The sequence below is a fragment of the Clostridium fessum genome, assembly GCF_003024715.1.
GTDB classification, from domain to species: Bacteria; Bacillota; Clostridia; order Lachnospirales; family Lachnospiraceae; genus Otoolea; species Otoolea fessa.
This window is the reverse complement of sequence record NZ_PYLO01000002.1, coordinates 588,240-611,830: the sequence shown is the minus strand read 5'-3', so window position 1 is coordinate 611,830 and position 23,591 is coordinate 588,240. Positions and strand designations below refer to the sequence as shown.

15 protein-coding genes and 2 riboswitches are annotated in these 23,591 nt (G+C 50.9%); of the genes, 10 read left to right on the top strand and 5 right to left on the bottom strand.

Features of this window, described 5'->3' with window-relative positions; translation table 11 throughout:
* The first annotated feature begins 230 nt into the window (after window positions 1–230).
* From C7U56_RS07950 to C7U56_RS07930, 5 genes are all read left to right on the top strand, one after another.
* Window positions 231–2,711: a hypothetical protein gene (locus tag C7U56_RS07950; RefSeq protein WP_107000822.1), complete on the top strand. Its 2,481-nt coding sequence runs from the start codon at window positions 231–233 to the stop codon at window positions 2,709–2,711.
* A 290-nt stretch (window positions 2,712–3,001) separates the two neighbouring features.
* Window positions 3,002–4,294 (top strand): UDP-N-acetylglucosamine 1-carboxyvinyltransferase, encoded by a 1,293-nt coding sequence (locus C7U56_RS07945; protein WP_022359474.1) that lies wholly within the window; start codon window positions 3,002–3,004, stop codon window positions 4,292–4,294.
* 96 nt (window positions 4,295–4,390) lie between these two features.
* Window positions 4,391–4,534: riboswitch (SAM riboswitch) on the top strand.
* A 78-nt stretch (window positions 4,535–4,612) separates the two neighbouring features.
* On the top strand, window positions 4,613–5,800 hold the full coding sequence (metK, locus tag C7U56_RS07940; RefSeq protein WP_022359473.1) for a methionine adenosyltransferase: 1,188 nt from the start codon (window positions 4,613–4,615) through the stop codon (window positions 5,798–5,800).
* Window positions 5,801–6,068: 268 nt separating this feature from the next.
* Window positions 6,069–7,544 carry a sensor histidine kinase gene (locus tag C7U56_RS07935; protein ID WP_107000821.1) on the top strand — a complete coding sequence of 492 codons (1,476 nt, stop codon included), beginning with the start codon at window positions 6,069–6,071 and terminating at the stop codon, window positions 7,542–7,544.
* Between the two features lie 49 nt (window positions 7,545–7,593).
* Window positions 7,594–8,283: a response regulator transcription factor gene (locus C7U56_RS07930; protein ID WP_022359471.1), complete on the top strand. Its 690-nt coding sequence runs from the start codon at window positions 7,594–7,596 to the stop codon at window positions 8,281–8,283.
* Between the two features lie 195 nt (window positions 8,284–8,478).
* On the opposite strand, the gene C7U56_RS07925 is transcribed toward C7U56_RS07930, so the two are convergent.
* Together C7U56_RS07925 and pflB are read right to left on the bottom strand one after the other, a co-directional pair.
* Window positions 8,479–9,291 carry a radical SAM protein gene (locus C7U56_RS07925; protein WP_107000820.1) on the bottom strand — a complete coding sequence of 271 codons (813 nt, stop codon included), beginning with the start codon at window positions 9,289–9,291 and terminating at the stop codon, window positions 8,479–8,481.
* Between the two features lie 2 nt (window positions 9,292–9,293).
* On the bottom strand, window positions 9,294–11,597 hold the full coding sequence (gene pflB, locus C7U56_RS07920; RefSeq protein ID WP_416242426.1) for a formate C-acetyltransferase: 2,304 nt from the start codon (window positions 11,595–11,597) through the stop codon (window positions 9,294–9,296).
* Between the two features lie 85 nt (window positions 11,598–11,682).
* A riboswitch (ZMP/ZTP riboswitch) is annotated at window positions 11,683–11,762 on the bottom strand.
* A 314-nt stretch (window positions 11,763–12,076) separates the two neighbouring features.
* On the opposite strand from pflB, the gene C7U56_RS07915 reads away from it, so the two are divergent.
* Entirely contained in the window at window positions 12,077–13,675 is a 1,599-nt protein-coding gene (locus C7U56_RS07915) for a hypothetical protein (RefSeq protein ID WP_146143916.1), read from the top strand.
* A 96-nt stretch (window positions 13,676–13,771) separates the two neighbouring features.
* Here the strand turns inward: C7U56_RS07915 and C7U56_RS07910 are convergent, their stop codons facing one another.
* Window positions 13,772–14,584, bottom strand: coding sequence for an amidohydrolase family protein (locus C7U56_RS07910; protein ID WP_022359467.1), 813 nt, complete (start codon window positions 14,582–14,584; stop codon window positions 13,772–13,774).
* Between the two features lie 411 nt (window positions 14,585–14,995).
* Here C7U56_RS07910 and C7U56_RS07905 point away from each other — a divergent pair, with 411 nt between their 5' ends.
* Window positions 14,996–16,642 (top strand): DEAD/DEAH box helicase, encoded by a 1,647-nt coding sequence (locus C7U56_RS07905; protein ID WP_107000818.1) that lies wholly within the window; start codon window positions 14,996–14,998, stop codon window positions 16,640–16,642.
* Window positions 16,643–17,029: 387 nt separating this feature from the next.
* Here C7U56_RS07905 and C7U56_RS07895 read toward each other — a convergent pair whose 3' ends face one another.
* Together C7U56_RS07895 and lepB are read right to left on the bottom strand one after the other, a co-directional pair.
* Window positions 17,030–18,349: an aspartate kinase gene (locus C7U56_RS07895; protein ID WP_107000817.1), complete on the bottom strand. Its 1,320-nt coding sequence runs from the start codon at window positions 18,347–18,349 to the stop codon at window positions 17,030–17,032.
* A gap of 35 nt (window positions 18,350–18,384) precedes the next feature.
* Window positions 18,385–19,149 (bottom strand): signal peptidase I, encoded by a 765-nt coding sequence (gene lepB, locus C7U56_RS07890; protein WP_463668707.1) that lies wholly within the window; start codon window positions 19,147–19,149, stop codon window positions 18,385–18,387.
* Between the two features lie 297 nt (window positions 19,150–19,446).
* On the opposite strand from lepB, the gene glgB reads away from it, so the two are divergent.
* From glgB to C7U56_RS07875, 3 genes are read left to right on the top strand one after another with little or no spacing between them, the layout of a single operon-like run.
* Window positions 19,447–21,969 carry a 1,4-alpha-glucan branching protein GlgB gene (gene glgB, locus C7U56_RS07885; protein WP_233430218.1) on the top strand — a complete coding sequence of 841 codons (2,523 nt, stop codon included), beginning with the start codon at window positions 19,447–19,449 and terminating at the stop codon, window positions 21,967–21,969.
* A 21-nt stretch (window positions 21,970–21,990) separates the two neighbouring features.
* Entirely contained in the window at window positions 21,991–22,881 is an 891-nt protein-coding gene (locus C7U56_RS07880) for a mechanosensitive ion channel family protein (RefSeq protein ID WP_107000816.1), read from the top strand.
* Between the two features lie 43 nt (window positions 22,882–22,924).
* Entirely contained in the window at window positions 22,925–23,488 is a 564-nt protein-coding gene (locus C7U56_RS07875) for an HD domain-containing protein (protein WP_107000815.1), read from the top strand.
* Window positions 23,489–23,591 lie beyond the last annotated feature (103 nt).

Sequence of the window (23,591 nt, the reverse complement as noted above, 5' to 3'; positions counted from 1 at the left end):
AAAAGAACAATCGGAGTGAAAAATCGGAGTTCTTACAAATCATAGAAATTCTGGAATTTGAAGCCTGCTTGTGTTATACTGAGACAAAGGCTGCCGCCGGGACAGATAGGTGCCTGCGGCAGTTTTTGGCGTACATGACAAAACAAAAACAGTTCGACGGGTAGATTTTCCTGTACCTGTGAAGATACGGAACTGGTATGGTGGAGAGATAAAAGGAATTGATTTGATATATGAAGAAAAACCTGAAAAAGATACTGATTTTACTGATCTTATTTGTGCTGGCAGTAGCCGGTTATTTTACCTGGTCCTGGATGCAGCTGCGGGAGGATGGGGCAGTCTATACTTCGATTGAGGACGCGAACCTTCCAGTCGCTTATGTGAATATTCTGGGGCGGCGGATGAACGAGCTGGACGGTTTCGTGGAGGACAGCCAGAAAGCGGCTGGACGCGGGGATCTGACGCTGCTTCCGGCAGACCGGAAACTGTCGGTGACGATCGACAAGCTGGACTCCCAGATTACGGGGATGCAGTATGAGATCCGCAGTCTGGACGGCGAACGTCTGGTAGAACGGACAACGCTTGACCACTGGGAACAGTCAGGGGAAGAGGTTTCTGCGGAGCTTCCGATCCAGAACCTTCTGACGGAGGAAAGCGAATACCGCTTAACGATTGCGATCACGACGGAAAAGCACCCGGCGATCTATTTTTACACGCGCGTGATGTGGCAGCAGGAGAGCCGTGTGCAGGAGATGGTCGATCTGGCGGTGTCCTTTTCTGAAAAGACGTTTGATTATGATTCAGCGAGGGAGCTGACGACCTATCTGGAGACGGATCCGAATGCGGACAACAGTTCGTTGGGACATGTGACGTTAAAAAGCGATTTCAGCCAGCTGACCTGGAAAGGGCTTTCGATGGAGCGGGTCAGCGAACCGGAAATTCATCTGCGGGAGCTGCAAGGCATCATTGGGACGATCGATTTAAAGTATGTTGTAAGTGAGATGAAGGATGGCAAGGCGGCTGCTTATTACGATGTGATCGAGAGCTTCACGATGAAGCTGGGCGCACAGCGCATCTACATGATGAATTATGACCGCCGCGCGGACCAGATTTTTACGGGGGAGAGCAGCGCCTATTCTGGCGACCGGATTCAGCTGGGGGTTTCGGATGCGGAGGATCTGCAGTCGATGCAGGATGAAGCGGGAAAATACCGTGCCTTTGTGGCAAACCGGGCGCTCTGGATTTATGATACAGGAAAAAAAGAGAGCACAAAGGTATTTGCGTTCCGCAAGAGCGAGAATGATACGAGGGTCAATTATGATACCTACGGAATCAAGATTCTGGATGTGAGCGAGGCAGGCCAGATTGATTTTGCCGTGTACGGCTATATGAGCCGCGGTAACCACGAGGGAACGACGGGAATCGCGCTGTACCGCTATGAGACTGCGGGAAATGCCCTGACAGAGCGGCTGTATCTGCCGGCATCGACCGATTACGGCAACCTGCGCCAGGATATCAACCAGCTGTGCTACTTAAGCGGCGGGCAGACGCTGTATGTGCTGATGAACCATGCGGTTTACAGTGTCGATCTGACGGGAAAAGAGTACATGGTGGTGGCAGATGGCCTGACGGAGGAAAATTTTGCAGTCAGCACGGATGCCTCCCGGATTGCGTGGCAGGATGGGGCGGATATTTACCGTTCGACCAAGCTGCATGTCATGAATCTGGAGACAGGCAAGAAGGATGAGATTTCCTTCCAGGAGCAGACCGTGATCCGGCTGATCGGATTTGTCGGAACCGACTTAGTCTACGGGCTTGCCCATCCGAACGAGCAGCTTACGATGGACGGACGCGTGACGGGGCTTCCGCTGTATGCGGTCGAGATCGTCGGCAGCAATATGGAGATGGAGACCCGCTATGAGAAGCCGGGTGTCAGCCTGGTGGATGTGCGGATTCAGGACAGCCGGGTTCATCTGTCACGGATGCACCAGATAGGAAGCGGCTATCAGCCGATGGACGAGGACACGCTGGTCTGTAATGAGGAAGTGTCGAAAGATCCACTGGATGGAATCGCTACATTAAATGACAGCGCAAAGGGGCGTCTCTACTGCGTCAAGCTGGATGCAGGCAAGACGGCACGGAGCACGAAGGTGCATGTTCCGAAGCAGGTGGCAGCAGAAGAAAATGATGTGATTGTGCTTCAGAACAATGGCGCGGCTGCACAGCGGATTTACAGTGCCTACAGCGAGGGACGCCTGAAAGGCTCGTATGCGGAATTTTCCAGCGCGGTGCAGGCAGCTTACGATGGCATGGGACTCGTAACGGATGAAAATGACCGGGTTGTCTGGGTGAGAGCAAACCGGAGCGACGCGAAGACAATCCGCGACGTACAGAATATGGCGGGAACCGTCAGCCGCTATCTGTCGGATATGGCGGACGGAAAGACGACCTCCTCGGATGGCACAGAGTTAATCGACGCACGCGGGCTGACGCTGAACCAGATTCTCTACTTTGTCTACGCGGGCATGCCAGTGGTGGCATATCTGGGAGACGGAAGCTATGGTTTGATCTGTGGATACGACGCGTACAACATCTCCTGTCTCTGGTATCCGGGCACGGAATTTGCCTACACGGATAAGATGGGACTCAACGATGCAGCAGCATTTTTCGAGGGAAATGGAGGCAATGATTTCATCTGTTTCCTTGCTAATTAAGGAGAAAACGGAAGTTACTGTTCACGGGGAGGCACTTTTGGAACCGAAAGTGCCGTAAGAAAACGTGGTGGCAGCAGGAATTTGCCGTATTAGAATGCGAAGCCACGGCAAATTCCATTACTGGGCACATATGCGTGAACAGTAATAAACGGAAAGCCAGTGCTTTACAAATTGAGATGTTATGATATAATCATGTAGATAACATGATATAAATTTAAGAAAATATTAAAGATTTGAGGCGCCGTCTGGCGCGTGTAAGTATCGTAAGATAATAGATTTTGAGGTGCAGAATGGAACAATTTATTATGAAGGGCGGAAATCCGCTGGTAGGCGAAGTGACTATCAGCGGAGCGAAGAATGCGGCGCTGGGAATCTTGGCGGCATCGATTCTGACGGACGAGGATGTTTTAATAGAAAATCTGCCGGACGTGCGTGATATCAACGTGTTTCTGGAGGCTGTTTCGGAGATTGGCGCGATGGTAGACCGGATTGACCGGCACACTGTCCGCATCAATGCGAAGGGGATTCATGCGATCCATGTGGATGACGAGTACATCCGCCGGATCCGGGCTTCCTACTATTTTATTGGCGCCCTGCTTGGCAAGTATAAAAGCGCACAGGTTCCGCTTCCGGGCGGATGCAACATCGGCAGCCGTCCGATCGACCAGCATTTAAAGGGCTTCCGTGCCCTCGGTGCGAAGGTACAGGTGGAAAATGGCGCGGTGCTCGCACATGCGATTGATTTAGTTGGTACCCATATTTATCTGGATATGGTGTCGGTCGGCGCGACGATCAATATCATGATGGCAGCGACGCTGGCAGAGGGCGAGACGATCATCGAGAATCCGGCGAAAGAACCACATGTCGTCGATGTGGCGAACTTCTTAAACAGCATGGGAGCCAATGTCAAGGGTGCCGGAACCGACGTGATCCGCATCCGCGGCGTCCACAAGCTGCATGGAACCGAATATTCGATCATCCCGGACCAGATCGAGGCAGGTACATTTATGTGTGCGGCAGCGATCACCCGCGGCGACGTGATGGTACAGAATGTCATTCCGAAGCATCTGGAAGCAATTTCTGCGAAGCTTATCGAGATGGGCTGTGAGGTGACGGAGTTTGATGAGGCGGTTCGTGTTGTGGGACGCCCGAGCCATGTGCATACCGATATCAAGACACTTCCGTATCCGGGATTTCCGACTGATATGCAGCCGCAGATCACCGTGACACTGGCACTGGCAGAGGGAACCAGTGTAGTGACCGAGAGTATTTTTGAAAACCGTTTTAAATATGTGGACGAACTTGCCCGCATGGGTGGACGCATCAAGGTTGAGGGCAATACCGCGATCATTACCGGCGTGAAGAAGCTGACTGGAGCACAGGTGGAGGCACCAGATCTGCGCGCAGGCGCTGCCCTGGTCATTGCGGGGCTGGCAGCGGAAGGATATACGACCGTTGATGAGATCGGTTATATCCAGAGAGGCTATGAGCATTTTGAGAAGAAGCTGCAGGGACTTGGCGCGGTGATCGAGAAAGTCGATTCCGAGAAAGAGGCGCAGAAGTTCAGACTCAAAGTGGGCTGATAAAAAAGAATGCGGTGTCACATATTGCTTGACAGACACCGCGGAGTATGTTATCGTACTGTTGAAACTTTTAACAATTAAAAAGTTCGTATATATCCCTTATTCAGAGTGATGGAGATACAAAGGATCTATGAAGTCACGGCAACCCCGTTACATGGGACTGAAAATTGGTCTCAGCAGGGAACGGAAGGTGCCAGCCTGAGCGAGGAACCGGGAGATCGGTTTATCGAGCAATAAGAGGATTTGATCGAGATAATCAAGTCCGTGTTGCTGCGGACTTTTTTTATGTCTTACGACAAACTTATCAAAGGAGGAAATATGGAGAGATTACTTTTTACATCTGAATCAGTAACCGAAGGACATCCGGATAAAATGTGTGATCAGATTTCCGATGCGATTCTGGACGCGCTCTTAGAGCAGGATCCGATGAGCCGTGTGGCTTGTGAGACGGCGACGACAACCGGTCTGGTTATGGTTATGGGCGAGATCACAACGAAAGGCTATGTGGATATCCAGAAGGTAGTCCGCAATACCGTCCGTGAGATCGGTTATGACCGTGCGAAATACGGTTTTGACTGTGATACCTGCGGCGTGATCGTGGCACTGGACGAGCAGTCCCCGGATATCGCGATGGGAGTTGATAAAGCGCTGGAAGCAAAAGAGAACAAGATGACCGACGAGGAGCTGGAGGCAATCGGTGCCGGCGATCAGGGTATGATGTTTGGTTATGCGACCAACGAAACGGATGAATATATGCCATATCCGATTTATCTGGCACACAAACTGGCACGCCAGCTGACCAAGGTCCGCAAAGACGGAACCCTGCGCTACCTGCGCCCGGACGGCAAGACACAGGTAACCGTAGAGTACGATGAGAACGGCAAACCATCCCGTCTGGATGCAGTGGTTCTTTCCACCCAGCATGACGAGGAAGTAACCCAGGAGCAGATCCATAAGGATATTAAAAAATATGTATTTGACGAGATTCTGCCGGCAGAGATGGTTGATGAGAATACAAAATTCTTTATCAATCCGACCGGACGTTTCGTTATCGGCGGTCCGCACGGAGACAGCGGCCTGACCGGACGTAAGATCATTGTGGACACCTACGGCGGCATGGCGCGTCACGGCGGCGGCGCATTCTCCGGAAAAGACTGCACAAAAGTGGATCGTTCTGCTGCATACGCAGCCCGCTATGTTGCGAAAAACATCGTAGCAGCCGGACTGGCAGACAGATGTGAGATTCAGCTTTCCTATGCGATCGGTGTTGCACAGCCGACCTCCATCATGGTAGATACATTCGGAACCAGCAAGTTGCGTGAGGATCAGCTGGTTGAGATGATCCGCAAGCACTTTGACCTGCGTCCGGCTGGCATCATCAAGATGCTTGACCTGCGCCGCCCGATCTACAAACAGACGGCTGCATACGGACATTTCGGTCGCGACGATCTGGATCTTCCGTGGGAGAAGCTGGATAAGGTGGATGAATTAAAGGCGTATCTGTAAAAGTAGGAAACGCTGCAGGGATATCTGCCCGTAAAAAATCATAAGATCAGAACGAGGGGGCTGCCGCTTTTGCGGCAGTCTCTTTTATTACACAAAAAGGCACATGCTTTTTTATTTATAATACTTTTAGAGACGTAATCTGCAAAATATGATACACTATTTGTGGAAGATATCAGGAGCAAAAGCGCAGAAGTCCGACGCAGTTTTGCGGGAGGATTTTTGTAGGAGCAATCTGGTATCAGACCGGGCAATGACTGGAGGAAATAGGATGAAGATACGCACACGTCTGGCGATTGCTTTTGTGACGATTACGGTCGTTCCGATTGTGCTCATATTTGTGGCGGCGTTCGGACTCGTAAATTATCAGGAGCATCTGTTTCAGAAAACATACGGGCTGTCGGAGCAGATCGATCTGCTCTCCGGCAATCAGACACAGGTGTTTAACCGGCTGACGCAGGGAATCCAGGAGGAGATCCGCGAGGCGGTCGGGGAAAATACAGATTTATTTGAAGAACCGGCTTATTTGAACAAGGTCAATGAAGAACTGCGCGATAAATATTCGTATCTGGTCATCCGCAAGGGCAAGGACATCACATTCTGCGGAAGCGAGGATGGACGCGAGCTCTGCGAACGGCTGGCGCCGTACGGTGATCAGGGAAGTATGGCAGGCAGTATTTACATGGATGGCGAGGAACAGCATCTGGTCAAACAGATCGATTTCCGGTTTTCAGATGATTCACAGGGCAGTGTGTTCATCGTGACGAACGTCGGGGATTATGTGCCGGAGATCAAGGCGCTGCTCGGAGAGATGCTGCTTCTCGGCGTGCTGATTATCAGTTTTATGGGCGGTCTGCTGATCATGTGGATCTACCGTTCTCTGCTGCGTCCGCTGCACAAGCTGCAGGAGGCGACCAAGCAGATCCGGGATGGAAATCTGGACTTTACGCTCGATGTGGATGATGAAGATGAGATCGGAATGCTCTGCCAGGATTTCGAGGAGATGCGTCTGCGTCTCAAGGAATCGCAGGAAGAAAAACTCCAGTACGACAAGGAGAGCAAAGAGCTGATCAGCAATATTTCCCATGATCTGAAGACTCCGATCACGGCGATCAAGGGGTATGTGGAAGGCATTCAGGATGGCGTGGCTTCTTCACCTGAGAAATTGAATAAATATATTCGGACGATTTATAATAAAGCAAACGATATGGATCGACTGATTGACGAGCTGACGTTCTATTCGAAGATTGATACGAACAAGATTCCGTACAACTTTTCAAAGATCAATGTGGCGGAATATTTTGGTGATTGTGTTGAGGAAGTTGGTCTGGATATGGAGACGCGCGGCATCGAGCTGGGATATTTCAACTATGTGGACGAGGATGTGGTCGTGATCGCGGACGCGGAGCAGATGAAGCGAGTGATCAACAACATTATCGGAAATTCGCTCAAATATCTGGACAAGAAAAAGGGTATTTTAAATATCCGCATCAAGGATGACGGCGATTTTATCCAGGTCATCATCGAGGACAACGGAAAGGGAATCGCGGCGAAAGATCTGCCGTATATTTTCGACCGTTTCTACCGGACGGACTCGTCGAGAAATTCGTCCAAGGGCGGCAGCGGCATCGGGCTTTCGATCGTAAAGAAGATTATCGAAGATCACGGCGGACGCATCTGGGCGACCAGCAAGGAAGGCATCGGAACGGAGATCCATTTCGTTTTGCGCAAGTATGTCGGGGCATAGTGATTTGAAGTTTGGTCGTTTAAATAAAAACAGCAGGAGGAATTCACAGATGAGCAGAATATTAATCGTAGAAGACGAGGAGAGTATTGCAGAGCTGGAAAAAGACTATCTGGAGCTTTCTGGTTTTGAGGTTGAGATAGAAAATAATGGAGAAACGGGACTGAAACGCGGCATGGAGGAAGATTTTGACCTTCTGATTCTTGATCTGATGCTGCCAGGGGTCGATGGCTTCGAGATCTGCAAGAAGATCCGGGAAGTAAAAAACACACCGATCATCATGGTATCTGCGAAAAAGGACGATATTGACAAGATCCGCGGTCTGGGACTGGGCGCGGACGATTATATCACGAAACCATTCAGTCCGAGCGAGATGGTGGCGCGTGTCAAGGCGCATCTGGCGCGTTATGAGCGCCTGATCGGCAGCGGTATGCCGGAAAACGAGATCATCGAGATCCGGGGACTCAAGATTGATAAGACTGCCCGCCGCGTTTACATCAACGGCGAGGAGAAGAACTTCACGACGAAGGAATTTGACCTGCTGACCTTTTTAGCACAGAACCCGAACCATGTATTTACCAAGGAAGAACTCTTCCGCGAGATCTGGGATATGGAGTCGTTGGGAGATATCGCGACGGTTACCGTGCATATTAAGAAGATCCGTGAGAAGATCGAGTTCAACACGGCGAAACCGCAGTATATTGAGACGATATGGGGCGTTGGATACCGGTTTAAAGTCTGATGACTGGATAAGCCACATAAAAACGACCCTTGGGAAACGCAAACAGGAGCGCTTTCCAAGGGCCGTTTTATATTTCATAGGAAATTGCGTCCTATGAAATATAAAATGCTCCGCGAGGATGCGCACTCGCGCGAAGCAGAAACATGTCGCAAGCGACCGCGCGAGACGCCCGAATGTGCCAAGGCACATTCTTTTTCATCCCAACAGGATTTGGTCTGCCTGTTTCAGATCGTTCTCGTCCGGGATACGGATGCCGGACAGGGAATAGGGAATGCCAAGCGTTTCCCATTTATAGATGCCGAGCGTGTGGTAGGGGAGAATTTCTACCTTTTCCACATTTGAAAGTGTGTCCAGAAATGCACGGATTCCATGCAGGTTGGCTGGATCATCGGTAATGCCGGGGACTAAAACATGCCGGACCCACATGGGCTTATGAATCTGGTCTAAAAACCGGGCAAAGGAAAGAATGGATTCGTTGGAGTGCCCAGTCAGAAGACGATGTTTTTCTGGATCGATGTGTTTCAGATCCAGAATAACAAGATCGGTGTGCTCTAAAAGCGTGGTCAGGCGGGAAAAGAAAGGTTCGGCGGTGGTAAATGGCTGTCCCGCGGTGTCCAGTGTGGTGTGAATGTGCTGTTCTTTGGCAAGCTGGAAAAATTCACACAAAAAGTCAGCTTGAAGGAGCGGTTCTCCGCCGCTGACGGTGATGCCGCCGCCCCCGCGCCAGTAACTCCGGTAGCGGAGTGCCTGGCGAAGAAGTGCTTCCGGGATGATTTCCTGCGAACTGGTGTGTTTAGATGGACAAGAAACACCTTCGGAAAGAGCGGATGCGCCGGAAGTGCGGGTGGAGGCGTCCGGGAGGGAAAGTCCCTTTGGCAGTACCCATGTATCCGGATTGTGGCAGTAGCGGCAGCGCATGAGACAGCCCTGCATGAATACCACGAAGCGGACACCGGGACCGTCTACGGAGCCGAAGGTATCGATGGAATGAATATAACCGGTATGCATCGTTACAGCACCTCATGGCAGGTACGGGCGATCACGTCGAGCTGCTGTTCTCTGGTCAGATTGATAAATTTAACGGCATATCCGGAAACACGGATGGTGAAGTTGGCATATTCCGGTTTTTCCGGGTGTTCCATCGCGTCTTTCAGTTTTTCGATTCCAAAGACATTTACATTTAAATGATGCGCGCCCTGATCAAAATATCCGTCCAGGACGTGAACCAGGTTGTTTTTCCGTTCTGTCTCGGAGTGACCGAGCGCCCCCGGTGCAATCGTTTCTGTGTTGGAGATGCCGTCGAGCGCATATTCATATGGAAGCTTTGCGACCGAGTTTAAAGAAGCGAGCAGACCGTTCTGCTCTGCGCCGTAGGAAGGAGTTGCGCCTGGGGCAAACGGGGTGAATGCCGGCCGTCCGTCCGGAAGTGCGCCGGTTGCCTTACCATATACAACATTGGAGGTAATCGTGAGGATGGAGGTGGTTGCCTCGGAATTCCGGTAGGTGTGGTATTTTTTTACTTTATGTAAAAAGGTTTTTAACAGCCATACGGCAATCTCATCGGCGCGGTCGTCATCATTTCCGTAGCGTGGGAAATCGCCCTCTGTCTCAAACTTGCGGGCGATGCCGTATTCATCACGGATGACCTTCACTTTTGCATACCGGATCGCGGAGAGAGAATCGACCACGTGGGAGAAACCGGCGATTCCGGTGGCAAAGGTACGCCGGACATCCGTGTCGATCAACGCCATCTCAGCGGATTCATAGTAATATTTATCGTGCATATAGTGAATCAAATTGAGGATATTCACATAAATGCCCGCCAGCCAGTCCAGCATCTGATCGTATTTATGCATGACTTCCTGATAATCGAGGTATTCGGATGTGATCGGCGCATACGCCGGACCAACCTGCATCGGGCGTCCGTCTTTGGTAGTGTATTTCTCGTCTCTGCCTCCGTTGATGGCATAGAGAAGGCATTTGGCAAGATTGGCACGGGCACCGAACAACTGCATTTCCTTGCCTGTCTGGGTGGCGGAGACGCAGCAGCAGATACTGTAGTCGTCCCCCCAGATGGGACGCATGACATCGTCGTTTTCATACTGGATCGAGGATGTGTTGATGGAGATTTTGGCAGCATATTTCTTAAATGCCTCTGGCAGGCGGGAAGAGTAAAGGACGGTCAGGTTTGGTTCCGGGGACGGTCCCATATTTTCCAGCGTATGTAAAAAGCGGAAATCGTTTTTCGTTACCATCGGACGCCCGTCTTGTCCCAGACCGGCAACCTCCAGCGTTGCCCAGACCGGATCGCCGGAGAAAAGTTGGTTGTAGGATGGAATCCGGGCAAATTTTACCATGCGGAATTTCATTGTCATATGGTCGATTAATTCCTGTGCCTCGGCTTCGGTCAGTGTTTTTTCTGTTAAATCCCGGTTGATGTAGATATCAAGGAAGGTGGAAACGCGTCCGACACTCATGGCGGCACCGTTCTGGGTCTTAACGGCAGCGAGGTAACCGAAGTAGAGCCACTGGACGGCTTCTTTGGCATTGGAAGCCGGACGGGAGATATCAAAACCATAGATGGCAGCCATCTCCTGAATGCCCTTTAGAGCGCGGATCTGCTCGGCGAGCTCTTCCCGCTGGCGGATGATGTCATCAAACATGGCACCATTTCCGCAGCGTTCCAGATCCTTTTTCTTTTCCTGAATTAGGAAATCGATTCCGTACAGGGCGATCCGGCGGTAGTCGCCTACGATTCGGCCGCGTCCGTAGGTATCCGGAAGCCCGGTGACAATATGGCAGTGGCGGGCGGCTTTCATTTCCGGGGTATATGCATCGAAGACGGCCTGGTTGTGGGTTTTGTGGTATTCGGTAAAGATTTTATGAAATTTTGGATTGACATGGTAGCCGTAGGTTTCAGCGGCTTCCTCCGCCATCTTGATTCCGCCGAATGGCATAAATGCCCGCTTGAGTGGTTTGTCGGTCTGAAGTCCGACGATGCGTTCCAGATCTTTAAGCTCCGGATCGATATATCCCGGACCGTAGGCGGTCAGGCTGGATACGATTTCAGTTTCGCATTCGAGCACACCGCCCTTTTCGTGCTCTTCCTTCTGAAGCTTTTGAAGGCGTTCCCAGAGCAGATGAGTGGCACTGGTCGGGGCAGCGAGAAAGCTTTCATCGCCATCATATTGCGTATAGTTGTTCTGGATGAAATCGCGGACGTTCACTTCGTCGGTCCATTTGGAGCCCAGAAAATCTCTCCAGGCCGTTTGGAAGATAGGTGTGTTTTGGAATGTTTGATACATAGCAGACATGTGTTTCCCTCCTGGTTGAAAAATTTCGATCCCAGCAGAGACAGTGAGAGTGAAAAAAAGTAAAAAAAAATACCCACGGTCTGTGCTGTGACGCCCAGACGGTCGGCAATTTCCAGTCATACTTCATGTGGTTAATCCACTTATCCGTCAGTTGTATGACTGCTATGTTTAAGATATATCAGAACCGAAGAGGAATGTCAAGCTATATTTTGGGGAAGAGGTAACGGTTCAAATCCGTAGCTGTTCATAGTAACAAAAAGAGTGCCGGAAAGAGTGGACATTTGGCAAATGACTTGATAAAATGAGTAAAGTTTTAGGGCAGATGGGAATGAAAAAGGGATAAAAAGTTGCTGGGCACGATGCTTGAACAGTAATGATGAAACCTGAATTTGACAGAAATGACAGAAGTGAGGAAGAAAATGCTGGAAAAATTTTGTGTCGGGCTGGTGCGGATTTTGTTGGGAGGAATTCTTTTTTTCATGACACTGCTCAGCGCGGTTGTGACCTGCCGGGTCTATGGAGGTTCTGAGATTGTACAGTATGGAAGGGACAGTCTGTTTCTGCACCTGTTTTTTGGTGCGGGTGTGATTGGATTGACGGTGTTTTACAGGCGGAGAAAGGAACGAAAGTGCCGGAAGAACCAGTGGCTTCTTTTAGCGGCTGCTGCCTATCTTTTTTGGATTCTCCTTGTCCCGTCCTGGGGCGGTTCTGACTCCCATCAGTGTATGGCGTCCGCGCAAGGACTTCTGCAGGGCGATTTCAGCGCCTGGGAGCCGGTGGCGTATTCATATGGGACAGCGGAAGGACCGCTTGGGTATGCGTACACTTACCCGTCTCAGAACGGGCTGATTCTCTATATGGCAGTGCTGGCATTTTTCTTTGGAGATGCGGCGTATGTAGTTTTCCAGATTTTAAATATCGGATTTTTTATTCTGGGAATCGTGAGCCTGCAGCGGATGACGGTCTGGGGAAACGAAAGGTGCAGCTTGCTTTTGTGGATGGCGTGCTGTCTGCCATTTTCTTTCTATATCCTCTTCGTGTACGGCACGATGCCAGGATTTGGACTTTCGTGTCTGGCGATGGAACGTCTGGTGCGGTATGTGGAAGAGGGGCGGGGAAGAGACTTCTGGATTGGCGCGGCAGCAGTAGCGGCGGCGGTGATCCTCAAGTCGAATTATGAGATTGTGCTGGTGGCGCTGTTTTTGTATCTGGCATCCTCGGGAGTCTTTCGAAGGAAAGCACGCCTGCTGGTGGCAGCGGTGCTTCTGATTACAGTGTATGTGATTGGAAACCGGGGGATTCAAACAGGAATTTCTTCTGTGACCGGACGCACGGTATCGGACGGTGCGCCGATGATTGCCTGGGTGCAGATGGGACTGGAGGAGAGCAAACGTGGACCGGGCTGGTACAATGGCTATCAGGTAAAACTCTTTCAGAAGGCAGATGGGGATGCGGATCTGGCGGCCGCATGGGCGCAGGCAGATTTGCGGAAAACGATTTCAGATATGGCAGAGGAACCGGCGAAAGCCGCTGATTTCTTTGTTCGGAAGATCGAGTCAATCTGGGCGGAACCGACCTTTCAGAGTCTCTGGATCCAGGAGGTGGGAAATACCTCCTGGGCGGAGGGAAGCCCGCCATGGGAGCTTTTCAAGGAAGAAGGGGGTCTGAACCGGCTCTATGTTTTTGCGGCGAATCTGGTGCAGACGTTTGTGTATGCGATGGCATGTGTATGGGTGATTGCCGGGATGAGTGCCAAAGGAAGCCGAAGTAAGCATGTCCTGATGAACCGAACATGGGAAAAGAGGATAGAAGCAGAAAAGGCAGAAAAAACTGTGAAAGCTGTGAAAAAACAGGGAATGGAAACGGTCTGGGAGAGGCAGGAACGTGGAGAAACGGACAGATGGGGGATGCTGCTTCCGGGAATCGTGTTTATTGGGGGATTCCTGTTCCATCTGGTCTGGGAGGCAAAGGGGCAGTATTCGGTGGTGTATTTTATGCTGCTGCTGCCGTATGCGTATCTGGGGATGGAAAGAGTGGCGGATGTATTTTTAGATGTGACAGGTGCCGGGAAAGAATGATGTTTTGAGATAAAAAAGATACTGGGAACAGCCTGAAATAAGCCGTTTTCAGTATCTTTTTTATGGTTTAAAAGAGCTATGATTTCTAAAAATCCATTAAAAATTGCAATGATAAATCCGCTCCGCCGCCTGATAGAACACAGTTTCCCAGTATTTTTCCGGAATCAGCCGTTTCGTAATTTCGATGTAATCTTCATAGTTGGCGAGCGGCCAGTCGGTGCCGAACATGAGCTTATCATAGTCGCGGATGTAGGCAAGCCAGGTTTTCAGGGTGCTGATATACCCGCTCTGCTCTTCCAGAAACTCCGGAATGTCAAATTTGCCCTCTAAAAGCCCAGAGAGGTCGGCGGCGACATTTTCATTTTTCTCGACAACGGCGGCGGCATCCATCAGCCACGGGTTGCCGAAGTGGCACATGACGAACTGGACATCCGGATGGCGGACGGCGGCTTCATCGAGGGTCAGCGGATGGCTGTATTTGATGAATGCTTTGGAACCGGCGGTCTGTCCGGTGTGGATGGCAACCGGCTTTTTATACGCCTTGGCGAGGTCGTAGATCGGTTCGAAGCGCTCGTCGGTAACGTAGATGGAATCATATCCCGGATAGAGTTTGATGCCGACGCAGGTATTCCGTTTTAAGTTTTCTTCGACAAGATCGCATGTCTTCTGAATCTTTTCCGGCGTCAGTTTTCGTGCTTCGACGCCGACGCAATAGCGCAGAAAATCCGGGTATGTGTGATTATCCGGGTGAACGCCGCGGTTTCCCATGACGATGCCGCCGACGATATTATATTTCTGAAAGCATTCCCGCAGATGCTCTTCATTATTGATATGACCGGCTTCGATGGCAATCTCATCGAAATGCGGGTAACCGGGACAAAAGTGCAAATGTGAATCAATGATTTTCATAATGATAACAGGCGCCTGTATCAAAAACCTTTTGGAAAAAGAACGGCGCTGTCCTCCTTTCTGCTGTGATGTATGTCTGGAAGTTTTGAGAAAATCCGGTGCAACAAAACTTCGGGTGTATATAAATAAGAAATGCAGTGACAGTCCGGCAGGTTCATAGAGCATGCAGCAACTGTATGAAATCAACTGTTAGTGTAGTCCCAAATGGGGTGGATGTCAAATTTTTCTCCATCTGTTTGACATCCACACTATGATCTGGTATAGTGATAGCTATGCGTATTGCAAAGGGGCAAACTGCCTCTTTCTTTTTTTGTAAATATTCCGGAAGAATGCAAAAAAGATAACTAATATGATATATGAAATGTATCTCCGGAATGTGCAGACCGTTAATCAGACAATGAAAGGAATAGAATGGAAACAATCAGATTTGAAGATTTAGAGTTAGATGCAAAGATCATGCGTGCGATCACCGATATGGGGTTCGAGGCGGCTTCTCCGATTCAGGGACAGGCGATTCCGCTGGAACTGCAGGGACTGGATATCATCGGACAGGCACAGACCGGTACCGGTAAGACGGCTGCGTTTGGTATTCCGCTGTTACAGAAGATCGATCCGAAGAATAAGAAGCCGCAGGCGATCATTCTCTGCCCGACCCGTGAACTTGCCATCCAGGTATCTGAGGAGATCCGCCGCCTGGCAAAATACATGCACGGTGTCAAGGTTCTGCCGATCTACGGCGGACAGGAGATCGGACGTCAGATCCGTTCCCTCAAGGATGGTGTGCAGGTTATCATCGGTACGCCGGGGCGTGTGATGGATCACATGCGCCGCAAAACCGTCAAGATGGATCAGATCCACACGGTTGTCCTCGACGAGGCGGACGAGATGCTGAACATGGGCTTTTTAGAGGATATGGAAACCATCTTAAGCGCACTGCCGGAGGAGAGACAGACGCTGATGTTCTCAGCGACGATGCCGCAGGCGATTCAGCGGATCGCGACGAACTTCCAGAAAGATCCGCAGATTGTGCGCGTGGTCAAGAAAGAGCTGACCGTTCCGAAGGTAACCCAGTATTATTATGAAGTAAAACCGAAGAATAAGCTGGAGGTTATGTGCCGTCTGCTGGATCTCTATGATCCGAAGCTCTCAGTGGTATTTTGCAACACGAAAAAGCAGGTCGATGAGCTGGTACAGGGCTTACAGGGACGCGGTTATTTTGCAGAAGGACTTCACGGCGATCTGAAACAGGAGCAGCGTGACCGTGTCATGCGTGCATTCCGTACCGGACGGACGGACATTCTGGTGGCAACGGATGTGGCAGCCCGCGGTATCGACGTCGATGATGTTGAGGCGGTATTCAACTATGATGTACCGCAGGATGACGAGTATTATGTACATCGCATCGGACGTACCGGCCGTGCCGGACGCGAGGGCAAGGCGTTTAACCTCGTAGTCGGCAAAGAGGTTTACAAGCTGCGCGAGATCCAGCGCTACTGCAAGACCCGCATCATTCCGCAGGCGATTCCGTCTCTGGACGATGTGACCTCCATCAAGGCAGATAAGATTCTCGACCAGGTGGGCGAGGTGCTGCAGGACAGCGATCTGAGCAAGGTGATCGATATTGTAGAAAAACGTGTGCTGGAAGAGGACTACACGACGCTCGATCTGGCAGCAGCGCTGCTCAAAATGATGATGGGCGAAGAGGGCGAGGAGCTCTTAGAGGAGAACCGCCCGCTGCGTGAGCTGGAGGATCTCGAGGATGAGAGCCGCCGCAGCCGTGGTGGAAGAAACGGCAGAGGAAGCCGTGGCAGAAATGAGGACGTAGCGCGTCTCTTCATCAACATCGGAAAGAACCAGGGCATCCGTCCGGGCGATATCCTCGGTGCGATCGCCGGAGAATCCGGCATGCCGGGACGTATGGTCGGAAGTATTGATATGTTCGATAATTACACATTCGTCGAGGTGCCGAGAGAGCATGCGGACGTTGTACTGCAGGCGATGCGCGGTGCGAAGATCAAGGGCAAGAACGTGCATATGGAGAAGGCGAACCGGAAGTAAAGAGCATATTGAAATTATATTTGGCATATGCTATAATGCCATTAGGCGAAAAGACAAAAGTGTTCAAAGTGGCACAAAAACAAATCCCTCAGGTGCGGGCACACCTGAGGGATTTTATTCCATTTGGGCGAGGTGGCTTAAGCCTCTGGCTGACTACCTAACGATGTCCGTCCAACCACTTGCATATGTAATAGGCGATTACACTTGCCACGACGGACACAAGAAAAGACAGAAATATATTCAAAATGGCACACCCCCTTTCTGCACCTGTCTAGGGGTGGTAGCTGTATTAGTATATCATAAAGATAAAATTATAAAAAGTCATCTTTGAGATGTTTTGTTTGTCTCAAAGATGACTTTTTATCTTAATAACTTTAAAATTTGCTCTTACAGCTCCGCCGTAATAAAAATATCATAAATCGCTTTCACAGCCGCCTCGAAATCTGCGTTCTTCACGCCGATGATGATGTTGAGTTCACTGGAACCCTGGTCGATCATCTTGACGTTGATGCGGGCGTGTGCCAGAGCGGAGAAGATGCGTCCGGCAGTGCCGCGGGTGGACTTCATGCCGCGTCCTACGACGGCGATGAGTGCTAAATCGGACTCAAGCTCGATGGAATCCGGCTGTACCGCGCGGTGGATGTTGGAGATAACGAACTGCTCATGCTGTTCGAATTCGGACTGGTGTACGAAGATGGTCATCGTGTCGATTCCGGACGGCATATGCTCGAAGGAAATACCGCAGTCCTCGAAGACACCCAGAACTTTTCTCCCAAACCCAATTTCGGAGTTCATCATCGCTTTCTCGATGGTAACAGAGCAGAAACCAGTCTTTCCGGCGATACCGGTGATGGTGTATTTCGGCTTCCGGCAGGTATTCTCGACGATGAGTGTACCCGGATCCTCCGGCTTGTTGGTGTTGCGGATGTTGATCGGGATGCCCTCGCGGCGTACCGGGAAGATGGCATCCTCATGAAGGACGCTGGCACCCATGTAAGCCAGTTCACGCAGTTCTTTGTAGGTGATGGTCTCGATCGGAACCGGATTTTCCACGATGCGCGGGTCGGTTACCAGGAAACCGGATACATCGGTCCAGTTCTCGTAGAGGTCTGCGTGAATCGCGCGGGCTACGATGGAGCCAGTGATATCCGAACCACCGCGGGAGAAGGTGTGTATCGTGCCGTCCGGATTGGACCCGTAGAAGCCTGGGATGACGGCGCGCTCAGTGTGCGCGAGGCGTTCGGACAGCTCTTCATTGGTTTTCTCGGACAGGAATGTACCATTCTCGTCAAAGAAGATTACCTCGGCTGCATCGATGAACTCATAGCCCAGGTAATGGGACATGATGATACCGTTTAAATACTCACCGCGGGAAGCTGCGTAATCGCTGCCTTTTTTTGCGATAAAGTTTTCCTCGATGGTCTTGAACTCATAATCGAGGTTTAAATTCAACTCCAGACCGTCGATGATCTGCTCATAGCGCTCTTTGATGGCGGAGAGAAGCTTGCCGTAGCTTGCGCCGGTGGAAGCTGCCTCGTAGCAGGCATAGAGCATATCGGTTACTTTGGTGTCATTTTTGTTGCGTTTGCCCGGAGCAGACGGTACAACGTAGCGTCTGGATTTATCAGCACGGATAATATCTCCGACTTTTTTGAACTGTTTTGCGCTGGCGAGGGAACTTCCGCCAAACTTTACTACTTTCTTCATGATGTTCTTTGTTCCTTCCTAAAGTAAATATTGGGTTAATTCAGTTTCTGGATCTTCGGAAAATACTGGAACAGTACCTTGGCAACCAGTTTGTCGCGCTTGACGTATTTGTGCGTCCAGCGGCGGGCGTCGTTGGAATAGTTCCGGTTGTCGCCCAGCATGAAATAGCAGCCATCCGGCACTTCGTAGTGCTGCGGTTCCTCCGGTTCCATCGGTTCATGCAGATACGGTTCGTCGAGCGGTGTATCGGAACCATTTAAGTATACCTTGCCGTCTACGATGTCGATCGTGTCGCCCGGCATACCAATGATACGTTTGACATAGTACGTTTTGATGCCTTTCGCTTCATCATCCGGATAAATGAAAATGGCGATGTCACCCCGCTGCGGATCTCCGAATTTGTAGCTTAACCGTGAGCCGATGACGCGGTCGCCAGCCATGATGGTCGTTTCCATCGAGCTGGTCGGGACTTCGCTGTTGGCGATGATGAAATGGTTGACGCAGAATGCGATAATAGCGGCGGCAACCAGAACCTGAATCCAGCTTATGACCTCGTCCTTGAGATTGAAGCCTTCCTTGCGGCTCTTGCCCTTCTTGGATTTTGCGGCATTTCCGGTACCTGAAGCGTTGTTGTTCTCTTCGGGCGTATCTTCCAAATCGTGTTCCGAAGAGTTCTGGCCTGGCTGGTTGATGCCGATTTTTCCGGCGCGGAGTTCATCGAGCATCTCATCCAGTTCCTGATCGGAACGCCCGGAGAAATTGCTTCGGGACGAAATATGGTCTCTATCTTGATCTTCCATATATATCTCCTCTCTCTGCTGTTGCTGTCTGTGTGACGTTATCTTATGGCACTTTCAGTTCCAAAGGTGTCTGCTACGGCAGTAACGTTTGTGCAACGCATGAGCAGTAATAGGCTACTGTAAATGGTAACCTTCTGACATAATAGTGTATATGAGATGCCTTGATTTATCAAGTTTTTTCACGAAATTTCGGGAAAATTCATAAATGTTTTGAAGTGTATGATTGTATTATTGGGCGCGGGATGCTAAAATGAAGCTAAAACCAAAAACCACAAAGGAACGCAAGGGGGCGTATGTATGGATAAAACATTATACGATCTGATGGACTGGGCTGGAATTGAAGAAATTGTCTATTCGGAAGCGGCAAACCCGCACCGGATGCTGGGAGCCCATATGACGCCGGAGGGAATGCTGGTACAGGCGTTTATTCCGACGGCGCGCGATATTACGGTCAAACTTTCGGCAACCGGCAAGCAATACCAGATGGAGATGGCGGACGAGACTGGCTTTTTTGCGGCGCTGATTCCGCGCAAGACTCTGGCGGATTATACCCTCCTTGTGTTTTATGATAATGGTACGTTAAGCGAGATACACGATCCGTATTCCTTTGCACCGCAGTTTACGGAATCGGATTTGAAGAAATTCGAGGCGGGCGTCCACTACAGCATTTATAATAAGATGGGCGCGCATCCGATGACGGTCAAAGGTGTGAGCGGCGTCTATTTTGCAGTCTGGGCGCCGGAAGCGATGCGCGTGAGTGTCGTCGGTGATTTCAACCTGTGGGATGGCAGACGCAGCCAGATGCGGCGGTTGGGAGATTCGGGCGTGTTTGAGATTTTTATCCCGGAGCTAAAAAAGGGCGCTGTTTATAAATATGAAATTAAGTTCAAGAACGGCGACCCGGCGCTGAAGGCGGATCCGTATGCGAACTATGCGGAACTTAGACCGAACACGGCATCCATCGTCTGGGATCTGGACGAATATAAATGGAACGATCAGGACTGGATGAAGAAACGGGCGGCGCTCGACACGAAGACGGCGCCGATGTCGATCTATGAGGTACATCTCGGTTCCTGGATGCGAAAACCGACCGAGGTGGATAAGAGAGGACGCGAGATTGTCGGATCGGAGTTTTACAATTACCGTGAGATCGCGGTCAAGCTGGCGGAATATGTGAAGGAAATGGGGTATACCCATGTGGAACTTCTGCCGGTCATGGAACATCCGCTGGATGCTTCGTGGGGTTATCAGGTGACGGGATATTACGCACCGACCAGCCGCTTCGGCACACCGGATGATTTCATGTATTTTATGGATTACCTGCACGGACAGGGGATTGGCGTTATCCTTGACTGGGTTCCGGCACATTTCCCGCGTGATGCATGGGGCATGGCGCAGTTTGACGGAAGCTGCCTCTATGAGCACAAGGATCCGAGACAGGGGGCGCATCCGCACTGGGGTACGCTGATCTACAACTACGGCAGACCGGGGGTTTCAAACTTCCTGATTGCGAATGCGATGTTCTGGGCGGACCGCTATCACGCGGACGGCATCCGGTTTGATGCGGTGGCGTCGATGCTGTATCTGGATTATGGCAAGAATCCGGGTGAATGGATTGCCAATATGTACGGCGGTCATGAGAATCTGGAGGCGGTCGAGTTCTTAAAGCATCTGAACTCTGTCTTCAGGGGACGCAAGGACGGCGCGATTCTGATTGCCGAGGAATCGACGGCATGGCCGAAGGTTACCGGTGACGTGAAGAACGGCGGTCTTGGCTTTGATTATAAATGGAACATGGGCTGGATGAACGATTTTCTGGGCTATATGGAGCAGGATCCATATTTCCGGTGCCACCACTACAATGAGCTGACCTTCAGCATGATTTACGCCTACAGTGAAAATTTCGTCCTCGTCTTCTCACACGACGAGGTGGTTCACGGAAAAGGTTCCCTGGTCAATAAGATGCCGGGACAGACGTTTGAGGACAAGTTTGCGAACCTGCGGGCGGCATACGGTTTTATGATGGGACATCCGGGCAAGAAACTCCTCTTCATGGGACAGGATTTCGCCCAGATGGATGAGTGGAATGAGAATGCATCGATCGAGTGGGAGCTGCTGCAGTATCCGATCCACAGCCAGATGAAGGAGTATGTGAAGGAGTTAAATCACTTTTATACCAGCCATCCGGCACTCTATCAGAAAGATTATCAGACGGAAGGCTTCGAGTGGATCAACTGCATGGATGCAGCGGACAATATCATTGCATTTCTCCGGCGCGGCGCGGATGAGACACTGCTCTTTGTCTGCAACTTTGCCCCGCAGCTGCATGAGAAGCTGACGGTCGGCGTACCGTTTAAGGGAAAATACAAAGAGATTTTCAACAGCGATGCGGAGAAGTTCGGCGGAAGCGGAAAGGTCAATCCGCGTATGAAGTCCTCGAAGGCAGAGGAATGTGATGGAAAGGAAAATTCCATCACGATCCAGCTGGCGCCGCTTGGCATCAGTGTCTTCAGCTGCACGCCGACGGAGCCGGAGAAGAAAGAAAAACCGGCGAAGACGAAAAAGACGACCCACAGCACTAAGAGTGTAAAAGAAAAGGCTGAAACCGATCTCCAGAGCATGATGGCGGATGCAGCGGCGGCATTCAATGGAAAAGCCGGGGGGACAGCTGCTGCGGCAGCAGAACGCCTGGCGGGTATTTCAGATAAGCTGGCAGAGGCGAAGGCGGGGCTTTCCTCCAAGATTATCAGTCTGTCCTCGATTGCGAGACGACAGGCGGGATTGGAAGAAGGTCTGGATAAAAAGGTGGGAAAAGAGTAAGTACAGGAAGGAATGAAATAGATGGCAACAGCGGCAGAGCTGACAGGCGAGGAGATCGCGGCGGTAGCAGAGTCACTATCGGATCCGGCAAATTTGAACGTGGATACGATGGCTGCGATCATGCACCGGATTGGCCCGGGGCTTATGGCATTGGGACAGAAGGTACTGGTGGCGCTCATCATTTTCCTGATTGGACGTAAGGTCATTTCGATGATCGAGAAGATGCTGTCCCGCTCGATGGAGCATGCCGGTATGGATGTGGGTGTGACTCGTTTCCTGCGGGCGCTGACCCAGTTTGTGATGAATGTATTCCTGCTTTTTATGATTGCAGGGCAGCTTGGCATGGACAGCGCCTCGATTGTGGCGGTTCTTGGCGCGGCAGGTCTTGCGCTGAGTTTGGCGCTCCAGCAGAGTCTTGGAAACTTTGCGGGCGGACTCTTGATTTTAATTATGAAACCGTTCCGGGTGGGGGATTATATCATTTCCCCGTCCGGGGAGGGAAGGGTTTCGATGGTCGGGCTGGTTTACACGACTATCCTGACAACCGATAATAAAGCAATTACCATCCCGAATGGCACCCTTTCAAACTCAACCGTGACCAACGTGACGGCGATGGACAAGCGGATGCTGGAGCTCAAGGTCGGTATTGCCTATGAGGCGGATATCCGGACGGCAAAGGCGGTGTTAGAGCGCGTTTACCGGGAGCATCCGATGGTGAAGAAGGACGAGGACATCAAGGTATTTGTGGACAGCTTGGGCGACAGCAGCGTGGTGCTTGGTATCCGGGGCTGGGTAGAGACGGCCGATTACTGGCAGACGAGATGGGACATTCTGGAACAGATCAAGCTGTCATTTGACGAGGCGGGCATCGAAATTCCATACAACAAGATGGATATACATTTGAAACAGTAGCAATCGTTTAAACAGTATAAGCAATATAGACAGAGGAACAACCATGATTGACAGAGCGGCAAAATTCGCAGAACAGGCGCATAAGGGCGCACATCGGAAGGGAACCAGAATTCCGTATATCGTTCATCCGCTGGAGACGGCGCTGATTGCGTCGATGCTGACGAACGATGAGGAGATACTGGTAGCGGCACTTCTGCATGATACGATCGAGGACACGGATGTGACCTACGAGGATTTGAAACAGGAGTTTGGCACCCGGGTTGCGGATCTGGTCGCGGCGGAGAGCGAGGATAAGTCCAAAACCTGGATTGAGCGCAAGGGGCACACGCTGGAACATCTGAAAACAGCGAGTCCGGCGGAGAAGATCCTGACGATGGCGGATAAGCTGAGCAATATCCGCAGCATGGCGCGTGACTATCTGTTGGTCGGGGAGGAGCTCTGGCAGCGGTTTAATATGAAGGACAGAGAGAAACAGGCGTGGTATTACACGTCGATGATAGACCTTTTGAAGGATTTGAATGAGACACCGGAATATCAGGAATATGTGCGTCTCTGCGGCAAGGTATTTGGCGGGATCGCAGGGTGTTGTAGTTTACAAAATATATGAACGGCAGCATAAAAACAACATAGGATGACAATGAGAAACTGCAGCAGCCAGTCAGAAAGAATGGCTGTCGGAGGAGAGAAGGATGATAGGTTCTGAGATTTTG